Annotated in this window: 21 protein-coding genes; 10 read left to right on the forward strand and 11 right to left on the reverse strand. The window is 63.5% G+C overall.

Going from position 1 to position 19822, the window contains the following annotated elements; genetic code table 11:
• Nucleotides 1–363 precede the first annotated feature (363 nt).
• Nucleotides 364–1260 (forward strand): polyphosphate kinase 2, encoded by an 897-nt coding sequence (gene ppk2 / locus GWQ44_RS25000; protein WP_179602084.1) that lies wholly within the window; start codon nucleotides 364–366, stop codon nucleotides 1258–1260.
• 95 nt (nucleotides 1261–1355) lie between these two features.
• Here the strand turns inward: ppk2 and GWQ44_RS25005 are convergent, their stop codons facing one another.
• Both GWQ44_RS25005 and GWQ44_RS25010 read right to left on the reverse strand, forming a co-directional pair.
• Nucleotides 1356–2255 (reverse strand): DMT family transporter, encoded by a 900-nt coding sequence (locus GWQ44_RS25005; RefSeq protein ID WP_047305969.1) that lies wholly within the window; start codon nucleotides 2253–2255, stop codon nucleotides 1356–1358.
• A gap of 49 nt (nucleotides 2256–2304) precedes the next feature.
• Nucleotides 2305–2931 (reverse strand): glutathione S-transferase family protein, encoded by a 627-nt coding sequence (locus GWQ44_RS25010; protein ID WP_275928481.1) that lies wholly within the window; start codon nucleotides 2929–2931, stop codon nucleotides 2305–2307.
• 80 nt (nucleotides 2932–3011) lie between these two features.
• On the opposite strand from GWQ44_RS25010, the gene GWQ44_RS25015 reads away from it, so the two are divergent.
• Nucleotides 3012–3854 (forward strand): AraC family transcriptional regulator, encoded by an 843-nt coding sequence (locus tag GWQ44_RS25015; RefSeq protein WP_103741911.1) that lies wholly within the window; start codon nucleotides 3012–3014, stop codon nucleotides 3852–3854.
• Between the two features lie 51 nt (nucleotides 3855–3905).
• Nucleotides 3906–4634: a hypothetical protein gene (locus GWQ44_RS25020; RefSeq protein WP_016968352.1), complete on the forward strand. Its 729-nt coding sequence runs from the start codon at nucleotides 3906–3908 to the stop codon at nucleotides 4632–4634.
• Between the two features lie 99 nt (nucleotides 4635–4733).
• Here GWQ44_RS25020 and GWQ44_RS25025 read toward each other — a convergent pair whose 3' ends face one another.
• Both GWQ44_RS25025 and GWQ44_RS25030 read right to left on the reverse strand, forming a co-directional pair.
• Nucleotides 4734–6074, reverse strand: a complete 1341-nt coding sequence (locus GWQ44_RS25025) for an ATP-binding protein (RefSeq protein WP_016968353.1) — start codon at nucleotides 6072–6074, stop codon at nucleotides 4734–4736.
• Nucleotides 6071–6781 (reverse strand): response regulator, encoded by a 711-nt coding sequence (locus tag GWQ44_RS25030; RefSeq protein ID WP_047305971.1) that lies wholly within the window; start codon nucleotides 6779–6781, stop codon nucleotides 6071–6073. The genes GWQ44_RS25025 and GWQ44_RS25030 overlap by 4 nt, the downstream gene beginning before the upstream one ends.
• Before the next feature lie 167 nt (nucleotides 6782–6948).
• Between GWQ44_RS25030 and GWQ44_RS25035 the strand changes: the two genes are divergently transcribed.
• Nucleotides 6949–7272, forward strand: a complete 324-nt coding sequence (locus tag GWQ44_RS25035) for a hypothetical protein (protein ID WP_275928482.1) — start codon at nucleotides 6949–6951, stop codon at nucleotides 7270–7272.
• 175 nt (nucleotides 7273–7447) lie between these two features.
• Here GWQ44_RS25035 and GWQ44_RS25040 read toward each other — a convergent pair whose 3' ends face one another.
• Nucleotides 7448–7726 carry a DUF3077 domain-containing protein gene (locus GWQ44_RS25040; RefSeq protein ID WP_016968356.1) on the reverse strand — a complete coding sequence of 93 codons (279 nt, stop codon included), beginning with the start codon at nucleotides 7724–7726 and terminating at the stop codon, nucleotides 7448–7450.
• A gap of 508 nt (nucleotides 7727–8234) precedes the next feature.
• Here GWQ44_RS25040 and GWQ44_RS25045 point away from each other — a divergent pair.
• Together GWQ44_RS25045 and GWQ44_RS25050 are read left to right on the forward strand one after the other, a co-directional pair.
• Nucleotides 8235–10163 (forward strand): alkaline phosphatase D family protein, encoded by a 1929-nt coding sequence (locus GWQ44_RS25045; protein WP_275928483.1) that lies wholly within the window; start codon nucleotides 8235–8237, stop codon nucleotides 10161–10163.
• A gap of 52 nt (nucleotides 10164–10215) precedes the next feature.
• Nucleotides 10216–10578 carry a hypothetical protein gene (locus tag GWQ44_RS25050; protein WP_179599957.1) on the forward strand — a complete coding sequence of 121 codons (363 nt, stop codon included), beginning with the start codon at nucleotides 10216–10218 and terminating at the stop codon, nucleotides 10576–10578.
• 9 nt (nucleotides 10579–10587) lie between these two features.
• Here the strand turns inward: GWQ44_RS25050 and GWQ44_RS25055 are convergent, their stop codons facing one another.
• From GWQ44_RS25055 to GWQ44_RS25065, 3 genes are all read right to left on the reverse strand, one after another.
• Nucleotides 10588–11157, reverse strand: a complete 570-nt coding sequence (locus GWQ44_RS25055; protein ID WP_016968359.1) for a hypothetical protein — start codon at nucleotides 11155–11157, stop codon at nucleotides 10588–10590.
• 206 nt (nucleotides 11158–11363) lie between these two features.
• Entirely contained in the window at nucleotides 11364–13412 is a 2049-nt protein-coding gene (locus GWQ44_RS25060; protein WP_275928484.1) for a c-type cytochrome, read from the reverse strand.
• A 214-nt stretch (nucleotides 13413–13626) separates the two neighbouring features.
• Complete coding sequence (locus GWQ44_RS25065; protein WP_016968361.1) at nucleotides 13627–14292, reverse strand: metalloregulator ArsR/SmtB family transcription factor; 666 nt, start codon at nucleotides 14290–14292, stop codon at nucleotides 13627–13629.
• A gap of 109 nt (nucleotides 14293–14401) precedes the next feature.
• Between GWQ44_RS25065 and GWQ44_RS25070 the strand changes: the two genes are divergently transcribed.
• The 4 genes from GWQ44_RS25070 (at nucleotide 14402) to GWQ44_RS25085 (ending at nucleotide 17686) form a co-directional block, all read left to right on the forward strand.
• Nucleotides 14402–14911, forward strand: a complete 510-nt coding sequence (locus tag GWQ44_RS25070) for a DUF2938 domain-containing protein (RefSeq protein WP_016968362.1) — start codon at nucleotides 14402–14404, stop codon at nucleotides 14909–14911.
• Nucleotides 14912–14951: 40 nt separating this feature from the next.
• Nucleotides 14952–15470: a hypothetical protein gene (locus GWQ44_RS25075; protein WP_275928485.1), complete on the forward strand. Its 519-nt coding sequence runs from the start codon at nucleotides 14952–14954 to the stop codon at nucleotides 15468–15470.
• A 266-nt stretch (nucleotides 15471–15736) separates the two neighbouring features.
• Nucleotides 15737–16309 carry a DedA family protein gene (locus GWQ44_RS25080; RefSeq protein ID WP_042942208.1) on the forward strand — a complete coding sequence of 191 codons (573 nt, stop codon included), beginning with the start codon at nucleotides 15737–15739 and terminating at the stop codon, nucleotides 16307–16309.
• A 129-nt stretch (nucleotides 16310–16438) separates the two neighbouring features.
• Complete coding sequence (locus tag GWQ44_RS25085) at nucleotides 16439–17686, forward strand: aspartate aminotransferase family protein (RefSeq protein WP_275928486.1); 1248 nt, start codon at nucleotides 16439–16441, stop codon at nucleotides 17684–17686.
• A 24-nt stretch (nucleotides 17687–17710) separates the two neighbouring features.
• On the opposite strand, the gene GWQ44_RS25090 is transcribed toward GWQ44_RS25085, so the two are convergent.
• The 3 genes from GWQ44_RS25090 to GWQ44_RS25100 form a co-directional block, all read right to left on the reverse strand.
• Entirely contained in the window at nucleotides 17711–18295 is a 585-nt protein-coding gene (locus GWQ44_RS25090) for a hypothetical protein (RefSeq protein ID WP_103740476.1), read from the reverse strand.
• A gap of 4 nt (nucleotides 18296–18299) precedes the next feature.
• Nucleotides 18300–18740: a DUF3592 domain-containing protein gene (locus GWQ44_RS25095; RefSeq protein WP_179599949.1), complete on the reverse strand. Its 441-nt coding sequence runs from the start codon at nucleotides 18738–18740 to the stop codon at nucleotides 18300–18302.
• 134 nt (nucleotides 18741–18874) lie between these two features.
• Entirely contained in the window at nucleotides 18875–19705 is an 831-nt protein-coding gene (locus GWQ44_RS25100) for an amidohydrolase family protein (protein WP_275928487.1), read from the reverse strand.
• Nucleotides 19706–19822: the final 117 nt, after the last annotated feature.

Genomic DNA, 19822 nt, shown 5'->3' on the forward strand with positions numbered 1-19822 from the left:
TGCGCTGTCCAGGCATTCCAGTCCCACAGATAAATCCGAAGCTATCGCCAGAAAAAATCTCAACTGACTACCGACTTTTCCTTATTGCAAACTTGATCGAGATCAACGGCCCCTAGCCCCCCAACCCTAAAAATGACCGGAGGACATTGAACGCAACTACAGGCCCCTCCCATGAGTGAAGAATCCACCGCCCTGCCCCTGCCTCCCGCCCCGGTGCAAAAGGCCCCGGCCAGCACCAGCCCCGCCAGCACCAAGGCCGCTCCACGCAAAGCCGCCACGCCGCGCCCACGCCGCCCCCGGACCACCAAGGCCGCCCCGGTGAAAGCCGCCGAAGCCGAAATCAGTGCCATCAGCCAGAAGCCCATGGCCCTGCAAGTGGCCAGCGCGCCTCGCGGTTCCAATGAGGACAGCGTGTCCGCTGCGCTGCCGGGCAACTATCCGTATCGCAACCGCATGCGCCGCGCCGAGTACGAAAAGGCCAAGAACGAGCTGCAGATCGAGCTGCTCAAGGTGCAGAGCTGGGTCAAGGAAACCGGGCAGCGCATCGTGGTGCTGTTCGAAGGCCGTGATGCGGCCGGTAAAGGCGGCACCATCAAGCGCTTCATGGAACACCTCAACCCCCGTGGCGCGCGGATCGTGGCCCTGGAAAAGCCCTCGGAACAGGAAAAGGGCCAGTGGTATTTCCAGCGCTACATCCAGCATTTGCCCACCGCCGGGGAAATGGTCTTCTTCGACCGCTCCTGGTACAACCGCGCCGGGGTGGAGCGCGTGATGGAGTTCTGCTCGCCCCTGCAATACCTGGAGTTCATGCGCCAGACCCCGGAGCTGGAACGCATGCTGTGCAACAGCGGCATCCTGATGTTCAAGTTCTGGTTCTCGGTGAACCGCGAAGAACAGTTGCGGCGCTTCATCTCGCGCCGGGACGACCCGCTCAAGCACTGGAAGCTCTCGCCCATCGACATCAAGTCCCTGGACAAGTGGGACGAATACACCGCCGCCAAGCAGGCGATGTTCTTCCACACCGACACCGCCGATGCACCGTGGACGGTGATCAAGTCCGACGACAAGAAACGCGCGCGGATCAACTGCATCCGCCATTTCCTGCATGAACTGGACTACCCGGGCAAGGACCTGAAAGTCGCCCACGCCCCGGACCCACTGCTGGTCGGCCGCGCCTCCCGGGGGCTGGAAGAGGACGAGCGCACCCAGGCCCAGGCTGCGACAGACGCCGGCGCTACAAAACTGGCCCTGTCGGCCTGACGGGCAGGTAAAAAAACTGCGCACAGACAGGCGGGTCTGGGCGCAGTAAAGGTTCAGCACAACGCTGAATCAGAACGCTGCATCAGATCGGGGCCTCAAGCGGCCTCGGTCACCGGTGTCACCTTGACCGGCGGTTTGATCGAACCGATGTACACGGCAAAGATCGTCAGCAACGCGCCAGCGATCTGCAACGCCGAGCTGGCCTTGCCGAGAAACGCCACGTCGACGAAGTAGGTGATCACCGGCTCCAGCAACAGGATCAATCCCGCCAGTCCGAGGCTGATGGCACCGATGGAGCGGTTGACCAATAGCCAGCCCACGAACTGCACCATCACCCCATAGATGATCAGCATCACCAAGGTCTGCCCATCAACGATGGCCAGGCTTTCTCCCATGGCCAGGGCGTAGGCCAGCAGCACCAGCGCGGCCCACAGGCTCAGGTTGAGCATCTGTGCGATCTTGTCGCCACCGCCGTCAGGCAACTGCGTGTTGACCTTGAGGAAATACACACAGACGGCGTAAGCCAAGCCCGACAGCACGCCATACACCACGCCCTTGATACCCAGAGCACTGCTCATTTCCGGCAGCAGCAACAGATACAGTCCGACAAACGCCAGGGTGATGGAGATCAAAAAGTAGAGCGAAGGCTTTTCCTTGAGCAGATAAAGGCCCAGCAGGGTCATGAAGAACACCTGGCAGTTGGTCAGGATCGAGCCGATACCCGGGCCGACGATGTAGATGCTCTGGTGCCAGAGCACCAGGTCGATGGCCAGGAACACCCCGGCCAGGGCCGTGTACAGCCTAGCCTTGGCACTCTTGAGCCGCACCGGGATGCGGCGCACCTTGAGCAGCACAAAGAACAGGATCGAAGCGAACAGCATGCGGTAGAAGCCCGCCCCGCCCGCGCCGATATGGGCAAAGGCCACCGCCAGGGCCGACAGGCTGAGCATCAGCCCCCCCAGGGTCAGCTCCACTACCGCTCTATTGCTCGACATAGATTTCCCCACCCTGATTGACCTTGCAGTTGCCTTGCTCGCTGCACATTCAAGTTTCCTGCATCGCCAGTTTCAGCCACAGCAACACCGGAGGGTGCAGCAACACCGCATCGGCGTAGGGTTTCAGATCCTCGGGAATGGCGATGCCATAGCGCATGAAGCGCAACAGCACCGGCGCAAACATGGCATCCACCACCCCAAAGGTTCCGCACAGGAACGCCTCGGATTGGCTCCTGGCCAGCAACTGGCGCCAGATCGAAAACACCCGCTGGATCTCGGCCTCGGCCGCCTGGCTCAACACCTGGGCAGGCTCGTCGCGGTTGACCCCGAACGGCAGTTGGGTGCGCAACTGAATGAAACCGGCATGCATTTCGGCGCAGGCCGAGCGCGCCAGTGCCTTGAGTCCGGCATCCGCAGGCCATAGCTGAGCCTGGGGCCAGTGTTCCGCAACGTATTCACAGATCGCCAGGCTGTCGTTGATCGACAGGTCGTCCTGCAACAGCACCGGCACCTTGCCCGACGCTGAATAGGCAAGGATTCGCTCGCCGGTCTGCGGCGCCTCCAACTTGATCTGGATGAGCTCAAAGGGCACATCCGCAGTGACCAGGACCAACCAGGCCCGCAATGACCAGGAGGACTTCTTGTAGTCGCCGATCACCAGTTTCATCACACTCATCGCGTCTAGCTCGCAGGATTCAAGGAGTGGTAAATTTAGCGGCCGGCAATCTCTGCGTATTGCACAAAACTGGACATGGAATGGATGCCCACCAGAACCGCCCCCCAACACCGCCCGAGGATTTCTCCCGCTTCTGGCGCATTCCGGAAGGTGACTGCGAGCTGCTGGCGGCCCGCTACAGTCGGCAGTCGTTTGGCCGTCACAGCCATGACCGCTATGCCCTAGGCGTCATCAGCGGCGGCGTGGAAAAACTCTTCTATCGCGGCAGCCACCACCTGGCGACCCAGGGCTGCGTGGTGACCATCAGCCCCGGCGAAATCCACGACGGGGTCCAGGCCTGCGACCAGGGCTGGGTCTATCGCATGCTGTACATCGACCCGCAGTGGCTGAACCAGGCGGTCTTCGGTAACCGCTTCGGCAGCGAACACATCCACCTGTTCCGCGAAGTGCTGGGCGAAGATCCGGCGTTCGCGCGATGGTTCCTGGCGCAGCATCAACTGATCGAACAGGCCGACAGCCCCCTTGAGCGCGAAACCATCCTGCTGGAACTGCTGGAGCAGCTGTTCCAGAGAAACGGGGTGCGCCTGTCGACCCGTGATGCCAATGAGCGGGTGGCGGTGCAGCGTATCCGCCAGCGCCTGGACGAGCACTGCGAGCAGAACATCCCCCTGGAACAACTGGCAGCCCAGGTGAACCTGGAACCGCTGTACATGATCCGGGTATTCAAGAACAGCCTGGGCATCTCGCCCCACAGCTATCAGATCCAACGCCGCATCGCCCGGGTCCAGAGCCTGTTGCGCAGCGGCACAAGCCTCAGCGAAGCCTCGATCCACTGTGGCTTCTTCGATCAGAGCCACATGACCCGCGCCTTCAAGAAAGTCGTCGGCATCACCCCCGGTCACTTTCGCCATCGCCACACCTGACCCCAGTGCCGCTTGCCCCGAGCACCGGCCCATTCCTCAAAGGATTGCTCCATGCCCACAGTTGCCGCCCCGAACCTGACCCAACTACCTGAAGGCGCCATCGCCTACCCCGACGCCCGCGAGCTGTTCGTCGCCGACCAGCAGGAGCTGGCCGAACACCTGCTACCGCTGCTGTCCTTCGACGCCAGCCTGATCAATCCCGAGTGGTCCGGCCGCCTGCATCTGCTGAGCCCTATCGAGCCCGACGAGGGGCTGGTGGGCGAATTGACCGACGATTACGAATTCGGCAGCGAGCTGCTGAAAACCAACTGGATCGGCTTCAAGATCGAGAACGGCCGCTATCGCCTGTGCGGCAGTCCACGCTATTTCTTCCTCCACGGCGACAACGCCGAGTTGCCCGAATCCCGGCGTAACCAGCGCGCCAACCTGCAACACCACTACCGCAAGCAGCACGCCGCCTACCTCACCGCGCGCCAGCGCCATCAGGAACTGGGCTACCTGACCTGGCCCAAGAACGACAAGGAGCGCCTGACCTATATCGAGGAAATGGGCGGTGTGGCCGAGGGCTACGGCAACTGGGTGGAAACCGTGGAGTTCCCCATGGACGTCGAAGAGTCGGACGACAGCTGCAATATCTGGCCCCTGAGCCCGGCGGGCCGGCGCTTTCAGCACGTGCTCAGCGTGCCGGCCTACCACTACGGCATCAGCGGCGCCGACCGGGTGGTGATGCTCTACGAACCGGTGGAAGGCCTGGTGCTGTTCAGCTTCGACTGGTCCTGAGCCGCAACGGATCACTGAGCCCAGGCCGGGATCGGCCGGCCAGGGCGCTCGAAGGGCTTCGCAAGGCCCTTCGGGCCTTGTCGCAGGCTGCGCCAGCGGCTACAGCGGCAACTCCACCCGCGCTTCCAAGCCACCGCCGTCACGGTTGAACAGACGCAACTCGCCGCCATGCTCGCGAACGATGGCCCGCGCCGCCGACAGCCCCAGTCCCACGCCACCGGTGCTCTTGTTGCGCGAACTCTCCAGCCGGTAGAACGGCGCAAATACCTGCTCCAAGGCCTCGGGCGGGATTCCCGGGCCACGGTCCAGCACCCGCACCCGCAGTTGATCGGCGCCCTGCTCCAGCACGATGGCCGGCTCGCCCCCGTACTTGATCGCGTTATCCAGCAGGTTGGTCATCACCCGCTTGAGCCCCAGGGGCCGGCCGCAATACACCAGGCGCGGCGGCCCGCTAAAAAGGATTTCCATGGACTGGTCGCGATAATCGTCCACCAGGGTCTGCAGCAGCTCGGCCAGATCGAAATGGGTGGCCTGTTCCAGCCGCGCATCGTCGCGAAAGAACTCCAGGGCCGAATTGATCATGGCCTGCATTTCGTCCACATCACGAAACAGGCGCTGCTGCTGATCGGCGTCCTCAATGAACTCGCCGCGCAGGCGCATGCGGGTCAGCGGCGTGCGCAGGTCATGGGAAATGGCCGCGAGCATCTGGGTGCGGTCCTTGATGAAGTGCTGCAACTGCGCCTGCATGGCGTTGAAAGCGAGGATGGCCTGGCGGATCTCATGGGGGCCCACCGGATCGATGGGCGGCGCGCGAAAGTCCACGGCAAAGCGCCGCGCGCCCTGGGCGAACTGCTGCAGCGGCTTGGCCAGCCGGCGCGTGGCGATCAAGGCCACCAGGCCAGTGGAGATCAGCACCAGGGCGATCACGATCAGGTTGCGCGTGCCCTCCTCCAGGCCCCAACTGCGCGACGCCGAGGAAAACATCAGCCAGCTTTGGTCGCTCAACTGCACCAACAACGCATAGCGGCCTTTATCGCTTCGCCAGTCGCTGGGCTGATAGGCCTCGATATGCCGCTGCGGCGGGCCGAGCAAGGCGCGAAACGCTTCGGAGCCATCGCGGTATTCCGAGTCTTCCAGCAAAGGCAGATCCAGGCCTTCGCGCGTGGCCTGCCAGACGATGCTCAAGTGATCATTGCTGACCGACGCCGCCAGCCGCGAGCGCTGGCCCGGCTCCGAGGCTTCGATCATGCGCACGATGGCCGCGGACTTTTCCAGCAACCCGGTTTCCGCCAGCGGTGGATAAGCCCATACCCCGGCCAATTGCACGAACAACGCATTGAACGCCAGGGCGGTGAGCATGGCCATGATGATGGTCAGGGCGATCCAGCGCGCCACGGTGTCGCGCAGGCGATAGCGCCACAGGGGCTTGATCAGCTTCACTGGCGGGTCACGCTGGGGGTGAACAGGTAGCCGCCGTTGCGCACGGTGCGAATCATCGCCGGGCGCTTGGTGTCGAACTCCAGCTTGCGCCGCAGACGGCTGACCTGCACATCGATGCTGCGATCGAAGGCGTCATGGGCCTGGCCCCGGGCCAGGTCCAGCAACTGCTCGCGGGTGAGGATGCGCTGCGGGTGCTCGACAAACACCAGCAGCAGGTCGAATTCCCCCGCCGACAACGGAATCATCACCTGGTCCGGCGAGCGCAGTTCGCGACGGGTCAGGTCCAGCTGCCAGTCGGCGAACTTGATCAACGGCCGTGGCACCTCGCCGCTCACCGGCCGGCTCTCCCCGGCCCGGCGCAGCACCGCCCGCACCCGGGCCAGCAGCTCACGGGCATCGAAGGGCTTGCTCAGGTAATCGTCGGCGCCCATCTCCAGGCCCACCACCCGGTCGCTCAACTCGCCCATGGCGGTGAGCATGATCACCGGCGTGGCGTGCTGCTGGCGCAGGCGCTGGCACAGGGTCAGGCCGTTGTCGCCGGGGAGCATCAGATCGAGGATGATCAGGTCCGGCACCTCGCGCTCCAGCGCCGCCCACAGCGACGCGCCATCGGTGGCCACGGCCACCTGATAGCCCTGTTGGACAAAGAATTTCTTCAGCAGCGCGAGGACTTCAATGTCGTCGTCCACGATCAAGAGACGGCTCACCAGCGGACATCACTTCAACTCGGAATGAGCGGTTATCTAAAACCATTCGCCGCCCGGCGTCATATATTTCAACGCAGTAACAAACCTTCAGCAACGCAATAAAGCAGACATCTTTGCGCAAGGTTTGCCTGCCAGCATCGGCCTCCCCTTGCTGGAGAACCCTGACCATGCGCCTGATCAACCCCGCCCCGGCCCCTCTCGTCGCGCAGGATCTGCCCCTGCCCACCTCCGATCAACACGCCCTGATGCTGCTGCAACGGGTGACCAAACTCGCCGACGCCAGCCTGCATTGCCGCGAAGTCAGCCTGCGCCTGTCAGACGACCAGCACTACCTGGTGCTGACCCGCTACAGCGAGCACTACAGCCCCGAAGGCATGGAATGGGTCGAGCGCAAGCACCGGGTGTCGGTGACCGAGCTGCTGCGCTGGGTGATCGAACAGGGTCAGCCGCAGAGCATTGAACGCGGTGAAACGCACAAGGCCTCGGCCTGAGGCCTGTAGGAGCGAGCTTGCTCGCGATGGACGTCAACGATAACGCGCGTTCACAGGGAAGAATGCGGCGCTCTCAGCATCATCGCGAGCAAGCTCGCTCCTACAGAGTTTCAGGCGGGGAGCAACTCACACCTCCGGGCTCCCCTGCGCCTGCACAGACCTTTAAAGCTTCACCTCAACCCGCGCGCTGCCCTTCCCCGGCAGCCGGCCAGCTCCCCAGGCACAAATCATCGACAATCGCCTTGCCCATCTCGCTGAAATAATGAGCGGCCCAGGCATAGCGGTCGTCCCGCTCCAGCGCCGCGTCCCGAGCCAGATGCTTGGCGTGAAACAGCAATTGCGACACCTGCTCCAGGGCTTCGCGCAGCGGCACGTCCGGATTGACCCGGAACAGCGAATGCTGGGCTTCGCCACTGGCGGCGAAAGTGACATGGCCGAGGGTCTTGATGGTCATTGCGCACCTCCGGCGTGGGCCTTAGTGCAAGGGGTAGGGTGAAGATACTGAGTCGAAACGTCCATGGAACTCACTCCTATTTGAAGTGCTGCCACGTTCGTTCTCAGGCGAAAGGGTGGCAGCTGTGCGCAGGCTGAGAAACCGGGACAATAGGAAACCCGGCAGGCCCGAAGACCTCCCGCGCACAGCCGCCATAACAAGATGTGCGTACGCAAAAAAGCGCCAGCAGTCTAATGCATGGTGGCGCCTGTGCGCCTATTGTTTCCACGGATTCTCAGGCCCGGTCGCTGGATTGGCAGCGACAGTACAAGCCTAGCGAGATACCCGAAGTGTTCAATCAAGGCTTTGGCGCGAGATGTTTCGTGAGCATGAAGGTTCACGCTGCGAGCCAGCGCCCATAAATAATCGGATACAAAAGCCTTGCTGCCGCCCCCACAGCCGACGTTTCTTCGACATCGGCTGAGCTACCATTGCGCCCCCTTTGCAACCGCTAGAGACCCCGCAGCAAATGCCACTGACTAAGCCCGCCCCTGCCCTGCCCCCCGTTCTTGCCGGCCCGCTGCTGCGCCGCCTGGAGCCAACGCGGCTGGTGCTGTGGCTGGTGGGTTCAAGGGCCTTGCCGCTGACCCTGCGCCTGCAACCCACGGGCGGCCCGGCCCTGGAACGGCCCCTCGATCAGCAGCAATGCCAGGTCATCCCCGTCGGGCGCCAGGCCTTTATCCACCTGATCGATGTGCCCCTGGACCACGCCCTGCCCCAGGACGTGAAGATTGCCTATGACCTGTTGATCAATGACGCCGAAGACGGCGCCCGATCCATTGCCGACTGGGCGCCGCACCTGCTGTATGGCGATGCCAGGACTCCGGAGTTCGTGCTCCACAGCCGCATCGACAACCTGCTCCACGGCTCCTGCCGCAAGCCCCATCACCCGTCCAACGACGGCCTGCTCTGCGTCGACCGCCTGCTGGCGCAACAGCCCGAGCCCGCGCAGCGCCCGGCCTTGCTGATGATGAGTGGCGACCAGATCTACGCCGACGATGTGGCCGGGCCCATGTTGCGGGCCATTCACGCCCTGATCGAGCGCCTCGGGCTGTTCGATGAAGCGTTGGAGGGCGCGGTGGTGGCCGACAGCCAGGCGCTGTACCGCCATGGCGCCAGCTACTACCAGCGGGCCGAATTGCTCCCGGCGCTGAAGAGCAATGAAACCCTGCGCGAGCGGTTTTTCGGCGGGGTAAAAAAGCCGATCTTCACCAGCAGCAATGCCGACAACCACCTGGTGACCTTCGCCGAGGTGCTGGCCATGTACCTGCTGGCGTGGTCACCGCTGCCCTGGACCCTGATCGCGCCGCAGCCACCGCAACTGACGCCGGAACAGCAAGCGCGCTACACCCGGGAACAGCAGCGCATCGATGATTTTGTCCAGGGCCTGAAGGGTGCCGCGCGGGTCTTCGCCCACCTGTCATGCCTGATGATCTTCGACGACCACGACATCACCGACGACTGGAACCTCAGCGCCCAGTGGGAAGAAACCGCCTACGGTCACCCCTTCTCCAAACGCATCATCGGCAACGCGCTGCTGGCCTACCTGCTGTGCCAGGGCTGGGGCAACAACCCGGACGCCTTCACCCAACTGCTGGAACACACCCAGGCCTTGAGCGCCACGCCACAAGGTCCGGAAAACCTGTTGCAGCCTCAAGCCCAGGACGACTTGATCGACCAGTTGCTGCGCTTTGCGCAATGGCAATACGTCTTGCCCAGCAGCCCGGCCCTGGTGGTGCTGGACACCCGCACCCGGCGCTGGCGCAGCGAGTCCAACCTGGGCCAGCCCTCCGGCCTGCTGGACTGGGAGGCACTGTGCGAACTGCAACACGAACTGCTGGATCACCCCTCGGCGATCATCGTTTCACCGGCGCCGATCTTCGGCGTCAAGCTGATCGAGACGGTGCAGAAGGTCTTCAGCTGGTGCGGCTACCCGCTGCTGGTGGACGCGGAAAACTGGATGGCCCATCGCGGTTCGGCCCAGGTGATCCTGAACATCTTCCGCCACTCGCGAACCCCGGGCAGCTACGTGATTCTCTCCGGCGATGTGCATTATTCCTTCGTCTACGAAGTGCTGATCCGCCATCGAAAAGGCGGCCCGCGCATCTGGCAGATCACCAGCAGCGGCATCAAGAACGAATTCCCCGCCGCCCTGCTGGAATGGTTCGACCGTCTCAACCGCTGGCTCTATTCGCCACGCTCACCGTTGAACTGGTTCACCAAACGCCGGCGCATGAAGGTCATTCCCCATGTACCCGAGCATGCCCAAGCCGGAGAACGGCTGTGGAATTCCTCGGGGATCGGCCAGGTGTTTTTCAATCAGCAGGGCCAGCCGGTGACCATCCTCCAGCACAATGCCAATGGCGCGGCGCCGACCCGGATGATCGCCCCAAAATAGAATCCGCCAGCGCGCCAGACAGATCCCCGAAAGCCCAAGGAAGGAGCACCGCGTGTCATCAGACATCACCCCGAAGCAGCGGGACGATATTCGCTACGTGCTGTCGGACGCCTTTGTGGACAACGAGGTGGACTACGCCTACATCGCCCGCGAAACCCAGGCCTATGACCGGGCCGAGGTCGAGCGCATTCTCTACGAAGAGGTGGCGCCGGTGTGCTACATCAACCTGATGGCGGTGATCCCGGAAATCTGGATGGGCTTCGCCCGCGAGCCCTTGCTGGAGGAGATCGAGGCAAGCCTGGCGCTAAGGCGTAACAGCCGCTGGCAGGCGTTTCGCGGGCGCTTGTTCATCCGCTGGATCCGCTTTCGCGGCGCCTACATCTGGGAAGAGATCTGCAAGCACTACGCGCCCTAGATTCACGCCCTATGGCGCTTTGGCGCTGCACAGATCGGTGGGGCGCAGAACCACCAGGTCCGGCAGCGCCTCGCCATGCTCATCGATCTTGCGCAGCCTCGCGGTGCACATCTGGTCCTGGAGAAACTCCATCTGATAGGTCGCGCCGGCTTCGGGCACGAAGGTCACGCTTTGTTCGCACACGGCGCGGTAGTCCTTATCCATCCCCGGTTCCGTGTTGTAGAACATGAAGGCGAACGGACGATTGGCCGGGATCTTCAGCTCGTTGGCGCCAAAGCCCTCCTGGCGCCGCATACGGTCGGTGGCGGCGGTCATGGGAATGCCCAGGTTGCGGAAGTTGGGATGGGCGATGCCGCGATGGGGCCGAACCATCAGCCCCGACGCGGGCTTGCTCCAGTCGATGCAATCGCTGTAGGGCACGCCGCGCACCAGCCCCTGGGCGACGATGCGGATCAGCGCGGTTTCACCGGCATCGGCCGGCACCCGGTAACTCACGGTGGTGGCTTTGAGGGCAGAGACAAAAGCACAACCGCCCAGGCCCAGGGACAGGCTGAGCAACAGGATCGAACGAAGCCGCATGATTCATCCTTGATGGGAACGCCCGCGCAGGCGGCGGGCAAAGGATGGCGATCTTACTCCGGCGCCACGATGCCGCCACAGACTTTTCTGCGATTTCGGGAGCGGCTGCCGAAGCCCCTGAGCGGCCCCCGAAGAGCACGAGCGCTTGAGGACCGCTCAGGGCTTTTTCGCAGCCTGCGGCAGCGGCTACAGAGCCGTTGCGGTGGTCAGTAGCGGGCGTCGGCCGGGCGGCCGCCGTTCGGCCAGTCCTTGACCTTGTCCGGAAAGTCCGGCCGTGGCTGGTGGGAGAAGTATTCGGCCACGTCCAGGGCCTCCTGGTCCGACAGGCCGCCCTGGCCCAGGGGGAATTTTTCGTGGAAGCCAATCGGCATGTTGCGTTTGACGAAGGCCGCCGCGGTGTAGGTGCGAGCCATGCCGGCGCCGATGTTGAAGGATTGATCGCCCCACAGCGGCGGGAAGATCAGGCTGCCGTCGGCCCGTTTCAGGCCTTCGCCATCCACCCCGTGGCACACCGCGCATTGCTTGGCGTACACCTGCTTGCCGTTGTCGGCGTTGGGCTTGAGGGCCGGGTCGATCTTGCCCACGCCGCGCCCGGCCACCTTGTCTTCAGGACGGGTGTTCATTTTCATCCACTCGAAGTAGGCCACCATGGCTTGCATGTCGGCGCCGTTCACCGGCAGCGGCTTGCCATGCATGGAACGGCGGAAGCAGCCGTTGATGCGCTCTTCCAGGGTGATGGTCTTGCCCGCCCGCGGCGCGTAGCCGGGGAAGAACGCCGAGACGCCGACAAAGGGTGAACCGTCGGCCACGGTGCCGGCGTTGAGGTGGCAGCTGGTGCAGTTCAGCGAGTTGCCGACGTTGTCCGGCAACAGGGCCTTGGTTTCCAGGTGCAGACGCATGCCACGCACCACTTGCTCGGCATTCGGCGCCGCCAGCAGGTTGGCCAGGCGCGGGGTTTCGAACAGAGTGTTTTCCACTTGTGGGCTCAGTTGCGCACGCATCTTTTGCACTTGCTCGGCGCTGATGGCCGAACCGTTGTTGCCCCAACTGCTGCGGATAAAACTGAGGATCTCGGCGATCTCGCCGTCCGCCAGCTGAGCAAACCCGGGCATGGTGTAGACCCGTGGATGAGCCGCGGTCTGCGCGGTCTGCCAGCCGGTCAGGGTGATGTGCAGCAGGGAGGTCGGGTTGGCCGAAGCGACGCTGGGGTTGCCCGCCAGGGACGGGAACATCTGCGGCACGCCGGCGCCGTCCTGGCGGTGGCAGTCGGAACAGAATTGCGCGTAGCCCAGGCCACCGCGAGAGGTGAACAGGTTGCTCGGCGGTGCCGCCGGGGTCAGGGCCACCGAAGGCATGGGCAGGTCATCCTTGCCGGCCGGCAGGGACTTGAGGTACGCGGCGATGGCGGTCAGGTCGGCGTCGGTGAAGTGCTGGGTGCTGTGGTGGATCACATCGGCCATGTTGCCGGACACCGTGGCGAAGCGGTTCTGCCCGGTCTTGAGCAATTGCACCGTATCTTCCACGGTCCACAGGTTGCGCAGGCTCAGGGCCCGCCACTCTTCCACCGTCTCGCCGGCCAGGTAATGCTGGCCGCCGGACTCGGTGTCGCTCATGGCCTTCTCCTGGAAGGCAATGCCCCGTGGCGTATGGCAGGAGCCGCAGTGGCCCAGGCCCTGGACCAGGTAGGCGCCGCGATTGAGCTGCTCGTCCTTGGCTGGATCGGGCTTGAACGGCTGCTTGTCGACGAAGGCCAGGTTCCAGAACCACAGGCCCCAGCGCTGGTTGAAGGGGAAGCCCATGTCGGCTTCCAGGTTGCCCTGGGCCACCGGTTCCACGCCGTGCATCAGGTAGGCATAGAGAGCGCGCATGTCCGCTTCGGTCATCTTGGCGTAGGACGGATAGGGCATGGCTGGGTAAAGATGGCTGCCGTCAGGGGTAACGCCTTCGCGCATGGCGCGGTCGAACTTTTCAAAACTGTAGCGGCCGATACCGGTGGTTTTATCCGGGGTGATGTTGCTGGAGTAAATGGTGCCCATGGGCGTCTTCAGCTCCAGGCCACCGGCCATGGTGGCTCCGCCCTTGGCGGTGTGGCAGGCGATGCAGTCACCCAGTTGGGCCACGTACAGGCCACGCTGGATCAGCTCTGGGTCGGGGGTAGAAGCCGCCGCTGCCGGGGTCGGCTCGCTGGCATGCAATAGGGGGACGCAGAGCAACGCAGCGCCCAGCAGGCTCAGGCGCGACAGAGAAAAAGCCATCAGGTTATTCCTTTAAAATCCGCCTGGGGTAGTCCCCTCGGCCGATATCCACAAAGGTTCTTATTGGTTATCCCGGCCTTCACGGTGCAGGCCAGGGGCTCGATACCTTGTGGGTCCGAGCCTGCTGCCCTTGTAGCGGATTTTTCTGAAAACCCTGTTGATATGGATCATGGCGCTGTAGGCAATGTCCTGTATGCCGGCCCAGGTGGCGCTTTTACTCGCGGGTTTCCACCCTCAATCCCGCCGCTTGCCAATCGGTGAACCCCTGGTCCAGGCGCCGCACCTTGAAGCCCTTGGCCCGCAGCAAGGCAGCGGCATTCTGTGACAGCACGCAGTAGGGGCCGCGGCAATACGCCACCAGCTCCTGATCAGCGGCCAATTCGGCCAGACGCTGTTCCAGCTCCTCCAGCGGGATGTTGATTGCCCCGGGCAAATGCCCTTGAGCGAACTCCTGCGGCGAACGCACGTCCAGCAGGGTCATGGCGCCTTCCTGCAAGCGTTGACGCAATTCCTCACGGGAGATGCCCTCCAGTCGCATGGGTTGCTGCTCACTGTCGGCCAGCAGTTGACGAATCTGCCCATGGTTGTAATCGACGTACTGACGCAAGGCGCCCAACAAACTGGCTAGTGGCCCCTGGCTGAGGCTGTAGAGCACCCGCTTGCCATCGCGCCGGGTCTGCACGAAACCGCCCCGCCGCAACTGCTGCAGATGCTGGGAGGTATTGGCCACCGACAAGCCCGAGGCCTCCACCAGACGCTCCACCGGCAGCTCGCCGCGAGCCATGTGCTCCAGCAGGATCAGACGATGGTGGTGGCCCAGGACACGCGCCAACTCAGCCATATCGGCCAGAGGCTGCTGGGGGGAAATCGAATCGCTCATTGACAGTTCCTGCTGCTTTATTGATCATTCAATCACTTAATTGAATGAAAACTTATCACACCCGTGCACAAGGCTGAAGCACAGCCCGCCGCACTTCAAGGAGCCCTTAATGCATGAATTCGTCGCGTTGATATTACAGGCGCTGCTGTTGGGCATCGGCGCCACCTTGATCCTCGATCTGTGGACGCTGTTTCTGGCGCGAGTGCTGAACATTCCTGGCGCCAACTGGGCCATGGTCGGCCGCTGGATCGGGCATTTTCCTCGTGGGAAGTTTGTGCACCAAAGCATCGCCCAGGCCGATGCAGTACCCGGGGAACGGGCACTGGGTTGGCTGGCTCACTACCTGATCGGCGTCGTCTTTGCCGCCCTGTTGCTGCTGATCTGCGGCCTGGAGTGGGCGCGGCAACCGAGCCTGGCACCGGCCCTGATCATCGGCGTATTGACGGTGGCTGCGCCGTTCCTGCTGATGCAACCGGGCATGGGCGCCGGGATCGCGGCGAGCAAGATGCCCAAGCCGAATGTGGCCCGGCTGCGCAGCCTGATGGCGCATTCGGTGTTCGGGCTGGGGTTGTACATGGCGGGGATGTTCTGGGCGTGGGTGTTGGGGCAGACTGCGTGACCTCAGCCCAGAGGCCGAGCATGCCCAGAGGGATCGATCGATGAAGCCACCCGTATGCGACCTGTGCCACAACGGTTTTTCCTCGGAGATGTGCCATGCCGGAACTGGCGGCGGCATGGTGCAGTTCGCCGATTATCGCCCGCTGGGCCAAGGGTGCGCGGGGCACCCTCATGGCTACGAGTGGTTCTGCGATGAACATCTGGCCAGTGCCCGGGCCCTGGCTTCGCTGAGCTATAGCGATGCCAGGGCAGTGCTGACCCGGCAGTATGCTCCGCTTGCGGACTACCCGCCCCTCGCCTCCAGTGATCCAGCACTCTGGATCACCGAGGTGGGCCCCAACCCTGCGAAGATCTTCGCGCTGATCAGGCAAGCCATGGGCGTCAGCCCCAACGTGGCCAGAAACTTGCTGACCGGCGTCCCCTTCAAGGTGATCCAGGCCTGGCCGCAACAGTTCAGGGTCTGGCAGGAGGCCCTGATTCAAGCCGGCGCCCAGGTTGAAGTACGCTATCCCTCGTCCAAGTCCGCCTGGGCCGAGCAAGCCGACGCAGATAACGACTGATCCTGCTCGCGCATCCGGCCTGCACTCACAGGGGCTTTCACACACCCGCCGAACCCAGTTTGCTCCACGCAAGCAATGGCCCGTAGGCCCACCCGTGTCCGCCGCCGAGGCTGGCGTCTACGCTGGGTTCTGATGGACTGGCCGGCGCCCTTGCGGTACCTGCGCTGGAAGATCCCGGGCACTTGTGCCGGTGAAAGGAATCAGAGCCATGTGTAACCTGATCATCGCCCGGCTTGTTTTCATGCCCCCTGCGGAAGCCCTTGCCCATGCTCGAACACCTCGACCTCAACGCGCTGATCGCCGCCTACGGCTACTGGGTGATCTTCATCGGCTGCCTGCTGGAAGGCGAAACCGTGTTGATTCTCGGCGGCATGGCGGCGCATCAGGGCAGCCTGCAGTGGCCGCAAGTGATCGGCTGGGCCACCCTCGGCGGCATCCTCGGCGATCAGTTGCTGTTCTGGACCGGCCGTTATTCCGGGGCGCGCCTGCTGCCCAGGCTCAAGCGCCATCAGGCGGCCATCGAGCGGGTCCAGGGGCTGATCCAGCGCTACCCTTCGACCTCGGTGTTCGCCGTGCGTTTTCTCTACGGCATGCGCTTGGTCGGCCCCATGGTGATCGGCGCCAGCGGCCTGGCGCCCTGGCGTTTCGCCCTGCTCAATGTGCTGGGCGCGGCGGTCTGGGCCATCCTGTTCGTCAGCGCCGGTTACTGGGCCGGCGAAGCCTTGCAGCATTTCCTCGGTGATCTGAAACCCTACCGTCTGCCGATCTTCCTCGGGGTGCTGGCGCTGGTGGCCCTGGCGGCGCTGGTGCGGCATCTGCGCAACCGGCGCAAGGCGTAACAGCACTGAGATAAAGGCCACAGCACATCGGGAATTTTCATACTGACCCGGCGACTTTATTTCGTTTGTCCCGCCCCCCCGGCCCCGGCTTAGATAACGGCTCGTTTCCGGCACCCAGAGCCCGCATCCATGAGCCACGAGAACATCAGCCGTTCAATTTCCACCGTCCACCCGATCCGCCTCAGCCACGGGCGCAATGCCGAGGTCTGGGACAGCGACGGCAAACGCTACATCGACTTCGTCGGCGGTATCGGCGTGCTCAACCTTGGGCATTGCCATCCACGTATCGTCGCGGCCATTCAGCAGCAGGCCACCCGGCTTACCCACTACGCCTTCAACGCCGCGCAGCACCAACCCTATATCGAGTTCATGCAACGCCTGGCGGCCTTTATCCCGGTGCGTTACCCGGTCAGCGGCATGCTCACCAACAGCGGCGCCGAAGCCGCGGAAAATGCCCTGAAGATTGTGCGCGGGGCCACCGGACGCAGCGCGGTGATCGCCTTCGACGGCGGATTCCACGGGCGCACCCTGGCCACCCTCAACCTCAACGGCAAGGTAGCGCCCTACAAGCAGAAGGTCGGAGTACTACCCGGGCCGGTGTACCACCTGCCCTACCCCAGCGCCGACAACGGCGTCACCTGCGCCGAAGCGCTGAAGGCCATGCAACGCCTGTTCAGTGTGGAAATCGATGTCGAGGAAGTGGCCTGTTTCATCCTCGAACCGGTGCAGGGCGAAGGCGGCTTCCTGGCCCTGGATGCGACCTTCGCCCAGGCCTTGCGCCGCTTCTGCGACGAACATGGCATTTTGCTGATCGCCGATGAGATCCAGTCCGGCTTCGGCCGCACCGGGCAGCGTTTTGCCTTCTCACGGCTGGATATCGAGCCGGACCTGATCCTGCTGGGCAAGAGCATTGGCGGCGGGGTGCCGCTGGGCGCCGTGGTGGGGCGCAAGGAATTGCTCGACGTGCTGCCCAAGGGCGGCCTGGGCGGCACCTACTCGGGCAACCCGATTGCCTGCGCGGCGGCGCTCGCGACCCTGGAGGAAATGACCGACGAGCACCTGCAAACCTGGGGCGAGCGTCAGGAACAGGCGATCGTACAACGTTATGCAAGCTGGAAAGCGGATCGGCTGAGCCCCTATCTGGGCCGCTTGACCGGGGTCGGCGCGATGCGCGGCATCGAGCTGGTCAACGCCGCAGGCGAACCGGCGCCGGAACAGTTGAGCGCTCTGCTCGGCAGTGCTCGGGAGGCCGGGTTGCTGCTGATGCCCAGCGGCAAGTCGCGGCACATCATTCGCCTGCTGGCGCCCTTGACCACCGAGCCTGAAATCTTCGAGGAGGGCCTGGATATTCTCCAGGAGTGCCTGGCGCGCCTGTGATTCCCGGCGCGCCTCAGGGCGAGGCTAGAACAGGTAGCCCATGTAGGTGGCAATGCCGCCACCGGCCTGTGGTCCGACGTTCATGCCCGCCATGACCACTGCGCCCTTGGCCGAACGCAACAGCTGCTCGTTGACCTTGATCGAAGCCATCATGGTCGCCGGGTTGCTTCCCAAAACGGCGGCCAGGGCCAGTAGCTTGGGGTCAAGGCCGAACAGCAAGGCCGTGGCCGAACCGCCCACCACCAGTCCGCCACCGACTTCGGTATAGAAGCAAGGCCCGGTGATGTCGTCCTCGGTCAGGTCCCGGCTGCGAAGGGCATCGCTGACAAAGACCTTGCCGGTGCTGGGAAAAGCCTCCGCCGCACCGGCACCACTGACGCTCTTGCCCTTGACCTGGATATTGACCTTGCCGAAACGCGGCAGGCGCCCACCAAAGCCGGCGCCCACCCCCAGGCCGCCGTAGCGATAGCTGACGTCCTTGCCCTGGGGCGAACGCAGGGTGATCGATCCACCACCGCCGGCCACGATGGCGATGGTCAGGCCGCCGCCGCTGGCGGTCTGGTACAGCCATTTACTTTCGTTGACCGGAATCGGAATACTGAGGTTCATGGGGTCAAAGTCCTTTTGCTCTTTGTGTGGCTCGTCCGCGCTGGCTGATGACACCCACCAGGCCGGCCAGGGTAAATACCAAACCGATCAGGCCGAGCACACCCGGGGTGGCCCAGAGTGCTGCCGGGTCATCGATGACCGCGCTGTTGGCCGGCCGCTCAGGCTGGTAGTACACCCGCACCGGCTGATCCTTCTGGTAACCGAAGATAAAGCCGCCCTGGGGGTAGGAAATTTTCTCACCGCTGCCGGTGGTAAAGGCGATCTCGGGGTGCGAGCCACCGGCGTTCAGGTCGCTGACGATACCGTCGGCGGTCTGGGCACTGGCGATGAATTCGCGACGCTCGAGGGTGAGGTTGCCGGCGATGACCAACAGGCCGATGCCGATCAGAACAAACAGCAGACCCTGGAGGATCTTGCCGAGGCGTGACGGGGTGGAGTTAGCCATGGGCTGTCTCGATATTCGTCCGTGAAAGAGGGAGGCCACGATAGCAAGAAACCTCCGACCAAAAAAACCGCTGCCGCGCGTGGCAACGGCGCTCAGGCGCCCGGGCCAGGCTGGTGAGCGACTGTTGCCAACGCTTACAAACCGAATACCCGACGGGCATTGCCCTGGAGGAATTTGTCCGCAATGGCCGGCGGAAGTTCCAGGGCGCGCACCTGTTCCAGGCATTTTTTCAGTGACAGCTGGGGGAAGTTGCTGCCGAACAACACCTTGTCCTGGCCATAAGTGCGCATGAAGTGCAGCAACTGCGAAGGGTAATAGGCCGGCAGGTAGGCGGAGGTATCGATGTGGATGTTGTCGTGCTTCCAGGCCAGACCGATCATCTCGTCGGTCCAGGGATGACCGATGTGCCCGCCGACAATCACCAGTTCGGGAAAGTCCAGGGCCACCTCGTCCAGGTACGGCACTGGCCGCCCGGTTTCCGACGGCATCAGCGGCCCGGTATGACCAACCTGGGTACAAAAGGGAATGCCCAATTCGATGCACTTCACATACAGCGGGTAATACCAGCGGTGATTGGGCGGCAGTTTCCATAACCAGGGCACGATGCGCAGGGCCTTGCAGCCCAGCTCCTTGACGGCCCGTTCCAACTCGGCCACCGCCGCCATCGGCCGGCTCAGGTCCACCGTGGCCACGCCGACGAAACGTTCGGGAAAGGCCCGGGTATAAACCGCTATCTCATCGTTGCTGAACACCCAGCCCTCGGGCCGGCACCAGGCTGACAGCATGAGTTTCTCCACACCCGCCTGGTCCATCAGTTCCACGGTGCGCTCAATGCTCAGGGCCTGGTCGAGCAAATGCGCGGACCCGGACTTCTCGAACAACCGCGCCACTTCCGGCAACAGCGCCCGGGCACGGCCGTTGGCCGGCTGCGCCCAGGCATCGATGGCGCCCCGTTTCAAGGTCATTGGGCGGTCCCCCCCTGTGTATTCAAGATCGAAACCACAGGCTAGATCCGCACCTTGCCGCCAACAATGTCCGCAACGCTCATCAGGCTTGACCCATGTGTTCAAGCCATGGATAAA

Origin of the sequence: Pseudomonas sp. 3MA1, from assembly GCF_029237275.1 — a bacterium.
GTDB lineage: Bacteria > Pseudomonadota > Gammaproteobacteria > Pseudomonadales > Pseudomonadaceae > Aquipseudomonas > Aquipseudomonas fluorescens_AP.